The organism is Corynebacterium sp. (genome assembly GCF_030538285.1).
Classification (GTDB): Bacteria; Actinomycetota; Actinomycetes; order Mycobacteriales; family Mycobacteriaceae; genus Corynebacterium.
Genome location: NZ_JAUNUG010000053.1, coordinates 1 through 14577 on the forward strand (window position 1 = coordinate 1; position 14577 = coordinate 14577).

11 protein-coding genes and 1 pseudogene are annotated in these 14577 nt (G+C 68.4%); 6 read left to right on the forward strand and 6 right to left on the reverse strand.

Annotated elements, in window-relative coordinates:
* Nucleotides 1–245 precede the first annotated feature (245 nt).
* The 3 genes from Q4G50_RS12930 to Q4G50_RS12940 are packed head-to-tail and all read right to left on the reverse strand — an operon-like array spanning nucleotide 246 to nucleotide 3459.
* A complete protein-coding gene (locus Q4G50_RS12930; protein WP_303378063.1) occupies nucleotides 246–581 on the reverse strand; it encodes a DUF2200 domain-containing protein in 336 nt (111 codons plus the stop codon).
* Nucleotide 582: 1 nt separating this feature from the next.
* Nucleotides 583–2277 (reverse strand): VanW family protein, encoded by a 1695-nt coding sequence (locus Q4G50_RS12935; RefSeq protein ID WP_303378064.1) that lies wholly within the window; start codon nucleotides 2275–2277, stop codon nucleotides 583–585.
* 51 nt (nucleotides 2278–2328) lie between these two features.
* Nucleotides 2329–3459 (reverse strand): glycoside hydrolase family 3 N-terminal domain-containing protein, encoded by a 1131-nt coding sequence (locus Q4G50_RS12940; RefSeq protein WP_303378065.1) that lies wholly within the window; start codon nucleotides 3457–3459, stop codon nucleotides 2329–2331.
* Nucleotides 3460–3496: 37 nt separating this feature from the next.
* On the opposite strand from Q4G50_RS12940, the gene Q4G50_RS12945 reads away from it, so the two are divergent.
* The 3 genes from Q4G50_RS12945 to Q4G50_RS12955 are packed head-to-tail and all read left to right on the forward strand — an operon-like array spanning nucleotide 3497 to nucleotide 7314.
* Entirely contained in the window at nucleotides 3497–3979 is a 483-nt protein-coding gene (locus tag Q4G50_RS12945; protein ID WP_303378066.1) for a universal stress protein, read from the forward strand.
* A gap of 11 nt (nucleotides 3980–3990) precedes the next feature.
* Nucleotides 3991–4188 carry a DUF2613 domain-containing protein gene (locus Q4G50_RS12950; protein ID WP_303378067.1) on the forward strand — a complete coding sequence of 66 codons (198 nt, stop codon included), beginning with the start codon at nucleotides 3991–3993 and terminating at the stop codon, nucleotides 4186–4188.
* Between the two features lie 3 nt (nucleotides 4189–4191).
* On the forward strand, nucleotides 4192–7314 hold the full coding sequence (locus tag Q4G50_RS12955; RefSeq protein WP_303378068.1) for an alpha-(1->3)-arabinofuranosyltransferase family protein: 3123 nt from the start codon (nucleotides 4192–4194) through the stop codon (nucleotides 7312–7314).
* Here Q4G50_RS12955 and Q4G50_RS12960 read toward each other — a convergent pair.
* Nucleotides 7308–8288, reverse strand: a pseudogene (locus Q4G50_RS12960) (acyltransferase family protein); the annotation flags it as partial. The gene Q4G50_RS12955 and the pseudogene Q4G50_RS12960 overlap by 7 nt on opposite strands.
* 48 nt (nucleotides 8289–8336) lie before the next feature.
* Here Q4G50_RS12960 and Q4G50_RS12965 point away from each other — a divergent pair.
* Together Q4G50_RS12965 and Q4G50_RS12970 are read left to right on the forward strand one after the other, a co-directional pair.
* Nucleotides 8337–9410 carry a porin PorA family protein gene (locus Q4G50_RS12965; RefSeq protein WP_303378069.1) on the forward strand — a complete coding sequence of 358 codons (1074 nt, stop codon included), beginning with the start codon at nucleotides 8337–8339 and terminating at the stop codon, nucleotides 9408–9410.
* Between the two features lies 1 nt (nucleotide 9411).
* The gene (locus Q4G50_RS12970) at nucleotides 9412–10842 is read left to right on the forward strand and encodes a hypothetical protein (RefSeq protein ID WP_303378070.1); all 1431 of its coding nucleotides are present in this window, start codon (nucleotides 9412–9414) and stop codon (nucleotides 10840–10842) included.
* On the opposite strand, the gene Q4G50_RS12975 is transcribed toward Q4G50_RS12970, so the two are convergent.
* Nucleotides 10796–11905 carry a glycosyltransferase family 4 protein gene (locus Q4G50_RS12975; protein ID WP_303378071.1) on the reverse strand — a complete coding sequence of 370 codons (1110 nt, stop codon included), beginning with the start codon at nucleotides 11903–11905 and terminating at the stop codon, nucleotides 10796–10798. The two genes, Q4G50_RS12970 and Q4G50_RS12975, sit on opposite strands and share 47 nt — an antisense overlap.
* A 22-nt stretch (nucleotides 11906–11927) precedes the next feature.
* Between Q4G50_RS12975 and Q4G50_RS12980 the strand changes: the two genes are divergently transcribed.
* The gene (locus Q4G50_RS12980; protein WP_303378072.1) at nucleotides 11928–12686 is read left to right on the forward strand and encodes a bifunctional 2-polyprenyl-6-hydroxyphenol methylase/3-demethylubiquinol 3-O-methyltransferase UbiG; all 759 of its coding nucleotides are present in this window, start codon (nucleotides 11928–11930) and stop codon (nucleotides 12684–12686) included.
* Between the two features lie 280 nt (nucleotides 12687–12966).
* Here the strand turns inward: Q4G50_RS12980 and Q4G50_RS12985 are convergent.
* Nucleotides 12967–14577 (reverse strand): phosphoenolpyruvate carboxykinase (GTP) (locus tag Q4G50_RS12985; RefSeq protein WP_303378073.1); only part of this gene is annotated, 1611 nt, incomplete at its 5' end.

Sequence of the window (14577 nt, forward strand, 5' to 3'; positions counted from 1 at the left end):
CCCCAGAACAGCACTGTCAACTAAGTCCTGCACCCAGACACCGTCGCCGGCTCCACGAGCAAGCAGGCCCTCACCGCACGGTGAGGGCCTTACTCCTGCGACCTCGGGGTTCGGGATCGTGCAGTAGGGATCAGTGCGATCCCGAGCATCCGGGCGCCCAAAATGAGCGATCCCGAGGGGGCGATCCCGAGCCCCGAGCCCCGAGCTCGGCGGCGGGCGGGCGGCGGTGGCGCGCGGCGCCCAGCTCAAGCCCGCTTGATCTTGTCCACGGCTTTGCCTTTGGCGAGCTCGTCGACAAGCTTGTCGGCCCAGCGGATCTGCTGCATGAGCGGATCCTCCACTTCTTCGACGCGCACGCCACACACCACACCCGTGATCCGGTCAGCATCCGGGGTCATCGCCGGCGCCTCCGCGAAGAAGGCCCGCAGGTCACCGTCGAATTCCTGCAGTTCAGAGGCGGAGTAACCGGTGAGCCACCCCAGGACTTCCGCGAGCTCCTCGACGCTGCGTCCCTTGCGTTCCACTTTGGCCACATACAGCCGGTAGATATCAGCCCAGGGGTAGTCGAACACGCGGGACATGTCAGGCGCACCGCACGATCGGCTGCGGGTCGTAAACGGTGGTCTGGGTTTCGCGGCTGATCTCGTTGCCGGAGAGGTCGCGGATGATGCGGGTGTCGGAGGTGGTGAAGCCGGGGGCTCCGCCGGAGGGGATGCAGTCGGAGCCGGAGACGCGCTGTTCGCGCGGCTGGGTGGCGGCCCAGCGGCCACCGTTGACGGATTCGACCTGGACGGTTTTCACGCCGGTGAGACGGACGGTGACGTTGCCGCCGCCGACGGCGGTTTCCAGGCGCACCGGGTATTGGGAGTTGTTGCGGAACTGCAGGTCGATGGACCCTTCGAAGACGGTGGCTTCACGCCCGGCGGGGTAGCGGGAGATGTAGTAGCTGTGCGGGGTGTGGGCGACATCTTCCATGCCAGCGAAGTAGGCGGCGTTGTAGAGGGTGGTGGCGAACTGGCTGATGCCACCGCCGACGGCCTCGCCGGCGCGGCCGTTGATGATGATGCCGGATTCGACATAGCCCTGGGCGGCGCCGCGGGGGCCGGTGTAACCGTTGAGGGAGAAGGTGTCACCGGGGGCGACGATGGCGCCGTTGACTACGGCTGCCACCTTGGCGATGTTGACGCCCGACGCCGCGGAGTAGCCGGAGGTGGTGAACTCGCCGACGGTCTGGTCGAAGGTGGCGGTCTGGGCCATGTCGGTGGTGAAGGTGGCGGGGTCATCCTCGTAGGTGGCGTCCCACTCACGGGCTTCCCCGGAGGCGAGAACGCGGTCTTCGAAGCCGTCGAGGGTTGCCTCCCAGTCGATCTGGACTCCGTCGACGCTGGGGGTGACCTGGCGTCCGCCGCCGGAGAAGGTGATGCGCGCGTTCTGCTTGGCGGATTCGGTCTCGGCGAGGGTTTCGTCGAGGATGCCCTGCGCGGCTTCGGTGTTGATCTCGGTCTTGAGTTCGCCGTCGACGGGCACGAAGGTGACTACTTCTCCCATGCGGGCGGGTTCGATGACGCCGTCGATGTCGTCGCGGCCGTGGACGGTCAGCGGCCCGGAGACGGCGGCTGCGGCATCGCCTTCGACGGCCTTCGCGACGACGTCGTCGTCGATGGCGGGCGGGGTGACTTCGGCCTCAACTTCGACGCCGTCGGGGTCCAGCCAGTCGGCGGTGACGCGTTCGCGCAGCTGGGCGGGGTCGATGTCCTGGCCGTAGATGGGGGCGGTGGCGTCGACGCGGCCGTCGATAAGCGAGACGGCGCCGTCGGCGGGCTCGGCGGTAAGTTCACCGTGGAGACGTTCGAGTTCGGGGGCCAGGGCAGTGTCGTCGACGCGGGAGACGATTTCGGCTTCGCGCGTGCTCACGAGGCCTTCGAGGCGGAGGAAGGGGTTGGCGGGTTCGGTGCCGATCTGGGCGACGGTCTCCGCGAAGTCAATGGACAGCCCGGCGGTGGCGGGCACCAGCGTGGCGGTGCGTTCCGCGGCTGAGACCTCGACGGGCTTATCGACGTTCCCGCCCAGCTCAGACTCCAAAAGCTCCTGCGCGGCGGCGGGTTCCATGCCGCCGATCTCCACGCCACCGACAGAGGTGCCGCGCGGGACATCGCCCTTGGTCAGGGCGTAGTCGACCCCGTAGACGATTCCGAACAGCGCAAAAAGGCCCACGACCGCCCCGAGAGCGATCCGCAGGCCCTTCCCGCCACTATCCTGGCTGTTTGACTGGCTCACACCGCACACATTAGTTGCCGATAGTGCCTTTGCCCAGTTTCGGTGGCCGAATCACCCGCCGGAGAGGTGGCGGGCGACGCGGTCGGCGGCGTCGTTGAGCCGCTCGACGGGAACTTCCCCGGCGGTGACGGCGGCGTCGAGGGCATCGATGGCGTCGATAAGCGCCCCTCCGGAGGAGAATAGCGGCTGGTCAGCGCCGGCTCGGACGGCGGCGACGACGGCCTGCGGCAAGGTCCAGCGGTCGGTGATGGCGCGCATCCCGGTGAGGTCATCGGTGTAGACAACCCCGTCGAAAGGCTTCCCTCCCGGATACCCGCCGGAGCGCAGCAGTTCGTAGACGGCCGGATCAAGGCTGGAGGGGGTGGCACCGTCACCGAGTCCAGGCACGACCATGTGTCCGACCATGACGGCGGCGTCGACCTGCGGCAGGGCGGTGGCGTAGGGCGCCAGATCGGTGGCGGCGATGTTCTCGTACGGCGGGGTGACGGCGAGCTGATGGTGGGTGTCGCCGCTGGCCTGGCCATGGCCGGGGAAGTGTTTGAACACGGGCGTGATGTGTGCTTCCTGCAGTCCCCGGGCGAAAGCCGCACCATACTCCCCGGCCACTGCCGGGTCCTGGGAGAAGGCACGGTCGCCGACGACGTCCAGGCCCGCGCCATCAATGTCGAGCACCGGCGCGAAATCCACGGTCACCCCGTGCCAGCGCAGCGAATTGCCCAGGTTGCGGGCGTAATCCTCCACTTCTTCCGGGCTCATCGTGGCGGCCATTTCACGCGGCGACATCCGCGGCCCGATGACGTGGGCGTGCCGCTGCACCCGCCCACCCTCATAATCGATGGACACGGAGAACGGCCGCCCGATCTCTTCACGCAGCGCGACGATATTGCGCCCTTCGGTGGTGAGCAGTTCGGGGTTGGCCCAGCTGGTGATGAAGATCCCGCCGACGCCTTGCCGCAGTTTCCACAGCGCGTCGTCGTAGTTGTCCACGCCGACGACCATGAGGGAGGCAACTTTGGCACGTTGTTCCTCCGGGGTATCGCTTATCGACGTCACCGTCGTCACCGTCTCAGTCGTGGTTTCGGTCACCGTCGGGGCGGGTGCGGGCTCACTCGAGGAACACCCGGCCAGTCCTGCGACAAGCAGGAGTGGGGGGAGAAGTCGAGTCAGGTTGAAGAGTCGCACCCTCACAGTGTGCCCGATGTCTCGTTAGAGTGGCCCTATGACGTCCCCGAATCAGTCCTCCATGCTCATCGCTTTCGACGGGTCCGCGGAGTCCCGGCGCGCGCTCACCCTGGCTGCCCGGCTGTTGGCCCCACGCCGGGTGGAGATTCTCACCGCGTGGGAGCCGGTGCACCGGACGGCGGCCCGGGCGGTGAGCATTTCCGGGTTGCACCAGGCCGAATGGGTCACGGATACAGAGCAGGAGGATGCCGCCTACCAGCAGGCGCAGGCGGCATGCCGGGAGGGAGTCAACCTGGCCGCGGACCTGGGCCTGGAGGCCCGGGCGCATCTGGTGGAGTCGGAGACCACGACCTGGTCGGCGATCTGTGAGGCGGCGCAGGAGTTGCGCCCGGATGTCATTGTCACCGGTTCGCGGGGGGCCACGGGGTGGCGGGGATTCTGGCAGTCCTCGACGACGGAAGGTGTGCTTAACAACGCCGGTATCCCCGTGTTCGTTGTTCCGCCGGAGTCAGAGGAGTAGAATTGATACCCATGTCAGCTTCCTCCGGTTCCGTCAACCGCCGTTCAGTGAGCTCCGTCATCGCTTCCGCGGTGGTCGGTGTGGCTCTCGGCGTGGTGTCGGTCATCGGTGTCGCCTCCTTCTCGGGCCAGGATTCTGTGCCGCAGGGCAATGCGGTGCCCGCCGATGAGGCCCTGCTGGGTGGCCCGGAGTACGGCACCCGCGGCTAGTTCATGCACCTTCTGGGCTGGGTCGTCCTTGGGCTGATCAGCCTGCTGCAGCCACCCGGGCAGATCGCCGCCGACACCAAGCATGATCTGGCGGTCGATCCGCTCGGTTTCCTGGCCCAGGCCACGCACGCGTGGACGGACACGTTCACGCTCGGGCAGCTGCAGAATCAGGCCTACGGTTATCTGTTCCCGCACGGGGCGTTCTTCGTGCTCACCGATCCGTTGCCGGATTGGGTGGCGCAGCGGTTGTGGTGGTGGCTGGTACTCGGGGTGGGCTATTCGGGTTTCCTGCTGCTGTTGCGCCGCTCCGGCACGGGCACGCCGGTGTTCCAGGTGCTGGCGGCAATGCTGTTCGCGCTCTCCCCGCGCACGATGACGACGTTGACGGCGATCTCCTCGGAGACTTGGCCGGTGATGGTGGCGCCGTGGGTGATGCTGCCCTTCCTTGGGCGACTGGGTTGGCGGGCGGTGGCGGCAGCAGTGATCCCGGTGGCGCTCATGGGGGCGGTCAATGCCACCGCGACGCTGGCCGCCTGCCTGCCTGCGGGGCTCGTCCTGGCGTGGCGGATCCTCCGCCGCGATGCCCGCGCGCTGCGCACGACCGCGGGCTGGCTTCTCGGCTGCCTGGCGGTGAGCCTGTGGTGGATCGGGCCGCTTTTCATCCTGGGCCGCTACGCCCCGCCTTTCACGGACTTCATCGAGTCCTCCTATGTGACCACCCGCTGGCTCAACCTCATTGAGATCCTCCGGGGCACCACCAGCTGGGCACCTTTCGTGGATACGGAGCGCACGGCCGGGTTCCTCCTGGTCAGCTCCCCGACGTTCGTGCTGCTCACCGCCGCCATTGCCGCGCTCGGCGCGTGGGGGCTGACGCTGCGCACTACCCCGCACCGCGGCCTGTGGGTGTCGATGCTGCTTATAGGCGTCGCCATCCTGGGAACCTCCTTCACCCCCTGGCTGGAGCTTCTCGACGGCCCCCTCGCCCCCTTCCGCAACCTCCATAAATTCGACCCGCTGGTGCGTATCCCGCTGCTCATCGGCCTGGCCGGACTGGGCACCCACCTGCCGCTGCCTGCGACGCTGAACCTGGGGCGTCGAGAAGCAGCCGCCGGGCTGGTGCTGGTCTGCGGGATCGCGGCCCTGGCCCCGGCCTGGTCGGGACGCCTGCTGCCGCAGGGGGCGTGGGAGCACGTGCCCGGGTACTGGCAGGAGGCGACGAACCTGCTCAACCGGGAAGCGGCGGGCACCCGCACGCTCATCGTGCCGGAGTCCTCCTTCGCCCGACAGAGCTGGGGGTGGACGCGCGATGAACCCGCCCAGCCGCTTCTTGACGTCCCCTGGGCCGTCCGCGACGCCATCCCCCTCATCCCACCGGAGGCGATCCGCGGGCTCGACGGGGTCATGGCCGTCCTCGAGCACGATCCCGTCGCGGGGGCCCGCGCCCTGGAGCGCCTGGGCATCGGCGCCCTGCTCAACCGCCGTGATCTGGAGTCCGGTGATCCCGGGTCCCTGCGCCCCCTGGCCCAGGCCACGGATACGCAGCTGCATCGCTTCGGTGACGTCGAGGTGCTCATCCTCGATCCGGCCGTCGACATGCTCTTAAGCAGCGCGGAACCGGTGCGGGTGGCCGGCGGAGGGGAATCCCTCGCGGTGCTGGACATGCTGCACGGGCCGGGGCCGCGGGTGCTCGTCGATAAGAATGCCGAGGTAGTCACCGACACCCCGGCGCTGACCGTACGCAACTACGGCTCCCTCGCAGGGGCGGTGTCCGCGCCGCTGGCCACCCGCGCCGAGGGGGCGGACGTGCGCAATAAGGTCCCCGATTACCCCTCCGCCGGGCCCTTCACCGTTGTGGAATCTCACGGCGGCACCGTGCGCGCCAGTTCCTCGGCCTCCGATGCCACCAGCTTCGGCGGCGCCGACCCGGCGCGCTCCCCCACCGCCGCCGTCGACGGGGAGGAGGACACCGCCTGGTGGCCCACCCCCGGCCCCGCCGCAGGTCAGTGGCTGGAACTGCGCCCCGCCGACACGCTCATTGACCCGGAGATCACCGTCACCACCACCGAGGACACCACGCTCGATATCAACGGCCACACAGTCGATGGCCCCGACACCTTCACCCTCCCCGGCACCCATGACACCCTGCGCCTGACCTTGAGCGAGTCGGTCGGCATCGCGGAGGTGTCCATCGCGGGGCATCCGCTGGAGCGCATCGTCACCGTCCCCGACACCTCCCCTGACGTGCGCCAGTTCCTCTTCCAGCGCCTGACGCTGGACACCGGGCACCTCATCCGCGCGTTCACCGCGCCCCGCCCCCTCACCCTGCTTATCGACGCCCCCTCCCCCCTCACCATCAACAACACCGAATACACCCCCGGCGACATCGTCGAATTGGAGCCCGGCCCGCACACCTTGCGCACGGCTGCCGAGTGGGTCACCCTCACCGAGGAAGGCTTCGACCCCTCCCCCGCCAGCCAACCGACCGGCCGGGACATCGCCCCGTCCGAGGAGCCGCGCCTGCTGATCACGGGTCGTGCCGCCAACCCCGGGCTGCAGGCCACCCTCGGCGACACCGCACTGGAACCGACCACCGTCGACGCCGCCACCCAGGCCTTCCGCATCCCCGCCGGGGCAGGAGGCACCGTGGAGATGAGCTTTGCCGCGGACAGCACCTACCGGGCCTGGTTGTTCGGCGGCGGTGTCCTCGCGCTGCTCACAGTCCTCGCCGCCGCCACCACGCTGGCGGTGGGCAGACCGCGGGCAGGGCGGCTCGGGGCGTCGACAAGCAGGGGTGTCGTGGTGCTCGCCGCCGTCACCGCCGGGCTGGTAGCGGGCTGGCCGGGACTGGCGGCCTTCGGCGCCACCCTCGTCATCCGCCGTGTCACGCTCATCCCGCCGGGAGTGCTGGCCTTCACGCTCATCGGCATCGCCGGGGCGTGGCTGGCCCGCGGAACGTGGCCGGCCGCCGACTATGCCGGGGATTCGCCGGTCCTGGCCATCCTGCTCGTCGCCGCCCTCACCAGCCTGGTTCCCGGTTCCTCCACGAAAACGAAACTGGCGGCCGAAACCGGCACCGTCAACGCCAGCGTGACCAGCAGCACCGGGAGGAAACCGCCGGAGAAATAGTCCAGCCCCAACAGCGGAAACGCCAACGACAGCAGCGCCACGTGCCACAGGAAGATCGAGTAGGACCACCTGCCCAACGCCTGCATCACCGGGTGCTGCAGCCAGCGGGCCCCCGGATCCAGCGCCTCCGGCACGACGATCGCCGCCGCGAACACCGCCCCCGCCAGGACGCGCCGGACATACTCATCTGGCTCCGGGTGCGTGAGCCCCAGCGGCCCGTACCATTCCTGTCCCGCCACCCAGGCGCTCAGCAGAGCCAGTAGCCACCACACCCACCGCACCCGCAGGGCGCGGCGCACCACCGGCGGCACCCTGCCCTCGGCCTCCGCGGCGAGCATGCCGACCACAAACCACAGGAAAGACCCCGGCAACCAGATCTGGCGGTTGACCTCCGCCTCATTCACCCACGGCAGGTACGCCCAGCCCAGCGACACCGCCCCCAGGGCCACCAGTACCAGCGCGCGGCGTGGCAGGCGCCCCACTGTCAACGCCAGCAGGGGTAACACCAGGTAGAAGGTGGCTTCCACGCTCAGTGACCACAGGTGTGTCAGGCCCGGTGCCAGCCCATCCGCCCAATACACCTGGGTGAGCGTGAGGTTGGCGGCGACCTGCTCCCCGCTCATACGGGCGGCCTCCGGCAGCAGCAGGATGACCAGGATCACGCACACCAGGTAGGCGGGCACGATGCGGCCGGTGCGGTTGAGGAGGTAGCGGGTGATCGTCGATAAGCGACGATCCGTGCGGTGCCCACGCCACAACAAAAATGCCGACAACGCGAAAAATACGGGCACAAAGAAATCGAAACGGGCCAAAACGGACCCTACTGTCGACCCCGGATCGACGCCCGTCTGGAACGCGACATGGGTGGCAATCACCCCACCGGCCGCCACTGCCCGCAGCCCTTCCAGCCCCGGAAGGTGCCGGGCCTTGTACGATGTAGACGAATCCGGAACGGCAGCGGTCCTCGTACTCATGGCCGTCACCTCCCTTTCCGGCGAGTGTATCCATAAGGAGCAACACCTGTGACACGAGGCATCCTGCGCCGCCGTCCGATCCAGCTCCTGCTGCTCGCGGCGCTCGTTTTCGTCATCGCCTCTGCTGTCCCTCCCGCCATCATCAACACGATGCGCCCCCTGAAACCGGGACAGTCCTTCACCTATGCCACCGAACCAAGCGAGACCGTCAGCCTCGTCACCTCCCATGCCGGCGACACCATCCCGGAACCCAACCGGGATCTCCCCGAATGCACCGAACCGATCACCCTCGAAACCCCGTCACGCTGCCTCTCCGCCATCATCCCTTCCCAGCAAGTCACCGCCGTCACCACCAGCGAAACAGATGAGAAGGACACCGTCTCCGTGGAGTCGGTCATGCAGGTCTGGATGATGGACACCGTCATGGCGGAAATCCGCAACACCGCCATCGTCGACGCGCACACCGTGCTGCCTATTCCCACACCCTCCGCGCAGATGGCGGTTTCGGTGCCGGATCTGTCCAGCGGTATGGCCACCGACCCCTTCGTCCGGGAAGGAATGCACCTGTTTTTCCCCTTCCCCACTCAGCGGGTGTCCTACCCGTGGTTCGACATCTCCCTCGTGGACACCGTCCTGCTTGACTACGTCGGGGAGGAGGAAGTCGACGGCATCGACGCCTATGTTTTCCACTATCGCCTCGACGGCGAGGCCCTGGATCGGGACAGCCCCAACGCTATCTCCCTGGACCCGGAGTTCGATGGGCCCCTCGACCTGCTGGAGTCCTCTGGTTTCGGCGCCCTCCACTACGCCGTGGACCGCACGCTGTGGGTGGAACCGGAGACCGGCACCATCCTCAACCAGCGTGAGTTGAACCACATCTATTTTGCCAACGACGACGCCGAAAGTACCGCGCGGGCCTTTCACGGCGACCCCGACTACTCGGTGTTTTTCAGCGACGCGCCCTGGGACGCCGACACCCGCGCCCAGCAGCACACCACCGCCAGCGAACAGCTGTCCACCATGCGGTGGTTGCAGGTATTCTCCGTGGGCTTGAAGTCTCTGTCCCTCATCCTGGTGCTGGTGGCGGTGGCCCTGCTCATCCGTGAGCGCCGGAAGGCTTAACATGCGGTGGGCTCCCCTGTGGGCCGGTGTGCTCATCGGGGTGTTGCTGTGGCCGCTGTTTCTACCCGGCCAACTCGCCCTGCGCGACATGCTCGTGCTGGATTCGCCCGCCCTGTCCGCCGGCGCGCTGGGAGTCGGTGACTTACCGGCCCGCAACGCCCCGCAGGACGGTCTGCTCGCCCTGGCCGGCCAGGTGCTGCCGGCCTCCTGGGTGGCGCGGGCCCTGCTGCTGGCCGGGGCGGTCGCCGGTTGTTATGGTGCGGTGCTTCTCGCCCGGCACCAGGGTGGTTCCCGCTTATCGACGCTTACCGCCCTCACCCTCACCCTCTGGAACCCATTCACGGTGGAACGCCTGTTACAGGGCCACTGGTCACTGGTCATCGCGGGCTGGTTGCTGCCGCTCATCGCCGCCTGCGGCCTCAGCGGGCGCACGGGGTGTCAGTGGCTAGCGGTGTGGGCGGCCTCGCTGACACCCACCGGGGCTGTGTTCGCGCTGTTCACCGCGGTGGCCACGGCCCGCCACCGCCTGGCCACCCTGGCATTCTCCCTCGCCTGCACCCTGCCGTGGCTGGTGCCCGGGCTGCTCGGCGGGAGCAGCGTGTCCGCGGCGTCGGTCGCCGCCTTCGCCCCGCGCGCCGAGGGCTTCGTGGGCACGGCCGGGGCGATCCTCGGACTCGGCGGGATCTGGAACGCCGACGCCGTGCCCGCCTCCCGCGAGGCCGGTTTCGCGGTGTTCGGCGTCCTGCTCTTCGCCGTGCTGGCCACCCGTGTCCGGCAGGTGCCGGGGCCGCTGCTGGTACTCGCCGCCCTCGGCCTCGGCGGGGCGTTGTTCTCCTGGCTGTTGCCCGAGGCCTTCGCCTTCGCCGTCACCCAGCTGCCCGGCGCGGGGCTGCTGCGCGACGCCAGCAAGCTGACCGTCCTGGCTTTGCCGGCGTATGTGGCGGCGGTGGCGTCGATAAGCAGGTTCCCGGCCGCGCTTATCGCCCTGATCCTGCTGCAGGTGCCCGATGCCCCGCGGGCGCTCGCCCCACTGGCCCCACACCATATCGAGGTGGATGCGGCGTTGGTGGAACGGGTCGCCGGCCGCGACACCCTGCTCGTGGACCAGCCCCCGCTCACCTACCGCCCCGGCGGGCAGATCATCCTCAACCCACTGCTCAAGGCGCTGCCCACCGTCGAGTCGGGGATGCTCACCGTCGATGGGGTCATCGTCGATGCACCCTCCCCCCGCTGGATGGCGGCCACCGAGGCGTGGGAGGGCCGCGACCTGGGCCGGCTGGAAGAACTCGGTATCGGCGTCATCGTCGACGGTGAGCAGATCGTGGAGACCGCCGCCCCACCGCAACCCCGCGCCCTGGGGTTGGCGCTGCTCCTCGGGTGGCTGGCTATGCCCCTAGTCGCTGTAGGAGTGCGGAAAATCGCGCGCCGGTGAGCTCCCACGAGAACTCCCCGGCCCGGGTGCGGGCCGCGGCCCCGAGGCGGGCGCCAAGCTCCGGGGTATCCAGCAATCGCTCAGTCAGCACCGTGAACTCCGCGGGTGTGTCCGCCAGCAGGCCGGTCTCCCCGTCCACGATGGAATCCCGCAGGCCACCCGCCGAGCGATAACCGATCGTGGGCACCCCGTGCTGGGCGGCCTCCATGACAGCCAGCCCCCAGCCCTCCTTCCGGGAGGGCATGAGATGGATGCTCGCCCGCGCCAGCAGCGCATGCTTGTAATCCTCGGTGACCTGCCCGTGGAAGACGACGCGGTCAGCCACACCCCGCTGCCGGGCGTAGTCGCGCAGCTCATCGTCCCACCAACCAGACCCGATGACATCGAGCACCAGTTCCCGCTCCCGCAGCGCCGCCACCACATCGATGGCATGCTCCAGCTGCTTATGCGGCACCAGGCGGGAAAGCGTCACCAGGTAGGACGTGCCCTTAGCCCGGCGCAGCTGCGGGACCTCCGCGGGCACCGGATCCACCCCGTTGGTGATGATTTCAATATCCTCTGCCCGCACGCCCAGCCCGATGAGTTCCTCCCGCGAGGCCTGAGACACAGTCACGTACGGCGCCCCCCGGTACACCCGCGGCGCGACCTGCGATTCCAGGAACCAGCCCAGCCGCGCGATGGCTGCACCCGCTACGGGCCACTGCTCCCGGTGGCAGTGGTGGGTGAGCAGCACCGTGGGCACCCCCGAGACCAAGCGCGCGAAAAAGGGGATGCCGTTCTGGGTGTCCACCACCACGTCGACATCGCCCAGGGTGCCGATCCCCAACCGCCCCAGCACAATCCCTACCCACGCCCGCGGGTACACGCTGAACTTCCCGCCGCTGCGGGAATAGCGCACCCCCTCGCGGTGGCTGCGCCGCGGAGCATCCGTGTGCCCCGCCGTGCGGTAGACCACCTCATGGCCGGCCCGCGCCAGGTACTCACCGACGCGTTCCAGGTAGCGTTCCGAGCCCCCACCCTGCGGATGAGTCGAATCGCGCCAGCACAACAGAAGGATCTTCATGGTCCCGACTAGCCTACAGGGTGTGTTCGCCCGTACCCGCCGCCTCGCGACCCTCGCCCGCTCCTGGTCCCTGCTGCGCGCCATCCGCCACGAGCAGGCACACCCGCCGCTGTTCTACCGGCCGTTGGCCCAGGACACCGCCGCGCTCCTCGACGCCCTGCTTATCGACGCCACCGGTACCAACTTGTCCGGCCGCGCCGTCCTCGACGTCGGCGGCGGCCCCGGCTACTTCGCCGAGGCCTTCGCCGCCCGCGGCGCCTGGTACGTCCCGGTCGAACCCGACGTCGGCGAAATGGCCGCCGCCGGCATCACCGTCCCCGGCTCCGTGCGTGGCGAAGGCCAGGCCCTGCCCTTCGCCGACTCCACCTTCGACGTGGCCTACTCCTCCAACGTCGCCGAACACGTCCCCACACCGTGGGCCATGGCGGAGGAGATGCTCCGCGTCACCCGCCCCGGCGGGCTGATGGTACTCAGCTACACCGTGTGGCTGGGCCCCTTCGGCGGGCACGAGACCGGCCTGTGGGAGCACTACGTGGGTGGGGAATACGCGCGGCGTCGATACGCGGCGAAGCACGGGCGGGAACCCAAGAACGTATGGGGTGAGTCGCTGTTCGCTGTCTCCGCCGCCGCGGGCCTGCGCTGGGCCCGTGCCGCCGACGCTGAGCTCCTGCTCGCCTTCCCCCGCTACCACCCCTCGTGGGCCTGGTGGCTGGTGCGCGTGCCGTGGCTGCGCGAGTTCCTCGTCTCCAACCTCGTTGTGGTACTGCGGAAGCAAGCGTGAGGTTAAGTCTGCCTGCGCCACACGCCTACCGCACAGAATCTTCATTCACAATGAAGATTGACGATTTGCATTGACCGTGTCTTCTCCCACCACGTCGCACGTGCGGGCTTGTGCAGCCCGGGCGAACACTCTCACTGCACTTGGGTATATCTGCTGTGCATGTGCACAGGGGATATCGTCAAACATGGTGACTGCCCGCCCCAGCCCCAGCCCCACCCCACAAAAAGCCCACCCCCCAGGGACCGTGGTCAACCTGGGGGGTGGGAAATCTCAGCGGGAACTACTTCTTGTTCGCCTCGATGCGCTCCTTGAGCTTGCCCAGCTGCTCGTGGACCTCGTTCGGGACGCGCGGGCCGAGGAAGGCGAGGTACTCCTCGTCGTCGGCCACGTCACGGGCCCAATCCGCGGCAGGTGCGGACAGCGCCTCCTTGACATCCTCGATCGGGGTGTCGAGGCCCTCGAGATCGAGGTCCTCGGCGCGGGCGGTCTGGCCCACGACGGTCTCCTCGGCGCCGACCTTGCCCTCGATGCGCTCGACGACCCACTTCAGCACGCGGGAGTTGTCACCGAAGCCCGGCCACAGGAAGCGGCCATCCTCACCGCGACGGAACCAGTTGACCAGGAAGATCTCCGGCATGCGGTCGCCGCCGTCCTTGCCCATGTCGATCCAGTGCTGCAGGTAGTCACCGGCGTTGTAGCCCATGAACGGCAGCATGGCCATCGGGTCGTGGCGCAGGGAGCCGACCTTCGCCTCAGCGGAGGCAGCGGTCTGACCGGAGGCCAGGGTGGCGCCGATGAAGGTGCCGTGCTCCCAGTCGTAGGCCTGGGAGACCAGCGGGACAGTGTCGGCGCGGCGGCCACCGAAGAGGATGGCGTCGATCTTGACACCCTTCGGGTCGTTGAACTCCGGTGCGGCCACCGGGCACTGGTCGATGGCGACGCAGTAGCGGGAGTTCGGGTGCGCGGCGTTGGTGCCGGACTCCGGGGTCCAGTCGTTGCCCAGCCAGTCGATGAGGTGGGCCGGCTTCTCGCCGTCCATGCCCTCCCACCAGACATCGCCGTCGTCGGTGAGGGCGACGTTGGTGAACAGGGTGTTGCCCGGCTCCATGGTCTCCATGGCGATCGGGTTGGAGGCGTAGTTGGTGCCCGGGGCGACACCGAAGAAGCCGTTCTCCGGGTTGACGGCGTAGAGGCCGTCCTCGCGCAGCTTGAGCCAGGCGATGTCGTCACCGACGACCTCGGCGGTCCAGCCCTCGATGGTCGGGGTGATCATCGCGAGGTTGGTCTTACCGCAGGCGGACGGGAAGGCGGCGGCGATGTTGTAGCTCTTGCCCTCCGGGGAGTTGAGCTTGAGGATGAGCATGTGCTCAGCCATCCAGCCCTCCTCCTTCGCCATGACGGAGGCGATACGCAGGGCGTAGCACTTCTTGGCCAGGATGGCGTTGCCGCCGTAACCGGAGCCGTAGGACCAGATTTCCTTGGTCTCCGGGAAGTGGGTGATGTACTTGGTGTCGTTGCACGGCCACGGCACATCCTCCTGGCCCGGCTCCAGCGGAGCGCCGACGGAGTGGAGGGCGTGGACGAAGTCCCCGTCGGTGCCGATCTTCTCCAGGGCCTCAGCGCCCATGCGGGTCATGATGCGCATGGAGAGGACGACGTAGGCGGAGTCGGTGAGCTGGACGCCCAGCTTCGGGTCCGGGTCGGTGATGGGGCCCATGCAGAACGGGACGACGTACATAGTGCGGCCCTTCATGGCGCCGCGGAAGACCTCGGTCATCTCCTTCTTCATCTCGGCCGGGTCGGCCCAGTTGTTGGTGACGCCGGCGTCCTCTTCCTTCTCGGAGCAGATGAAGGTGCGGGACTCGACGCGGGCGACGTCGTCCGGGTTGGA

Bases quoted from the DNA above. Each gene is read 5' to 3' on its own strand.
- Q4G50_RS12930 (WP_303378063.1), bottom strand. From the start codon at position 581: ATGTCCCGCGTGTTCGACTACCCCTGGGCTGATATCTACCGGCTGTAT.
- Q4G50_RS12945 (WP_303378066.1), top strand. From the start codon at position 3,497: ATGACGTCCCCGAATCAGTCCTCCATGCTCATCGCTTTCGACGGGTCC.
- Q4G50_RS12950 (WP_303378067.1), top strand. From the start codon at position 3,991: ATGTCAGCTTCCTCCGGTTCCGTCAACCGCCGTTCAGTGAGCTCCGTC.
- Q4G50_RS12955 (WP_303378068.1), top strand. From the start codon at position 4,192: ATGCACCTTCTGGGCTGGGTCGTCCTTGGGCTGATCAGCCTGCTGCAG.
- Q4G50_RS12970 (WP_303378070.1), top strand. From the start codon at position 9,412: ATGCGGTGGGCTCCCCTGTGGGCCGGTGTGCTCATCGGGGTGTTGCTG.
- Q4G50_RS12975 (WP_303378071.1), bottom strand. From the start codon at position 11,905: ATGAAGATCCTTCTGTTGTGCTGGCGCGATTCGACTCATCCGCAGGGT.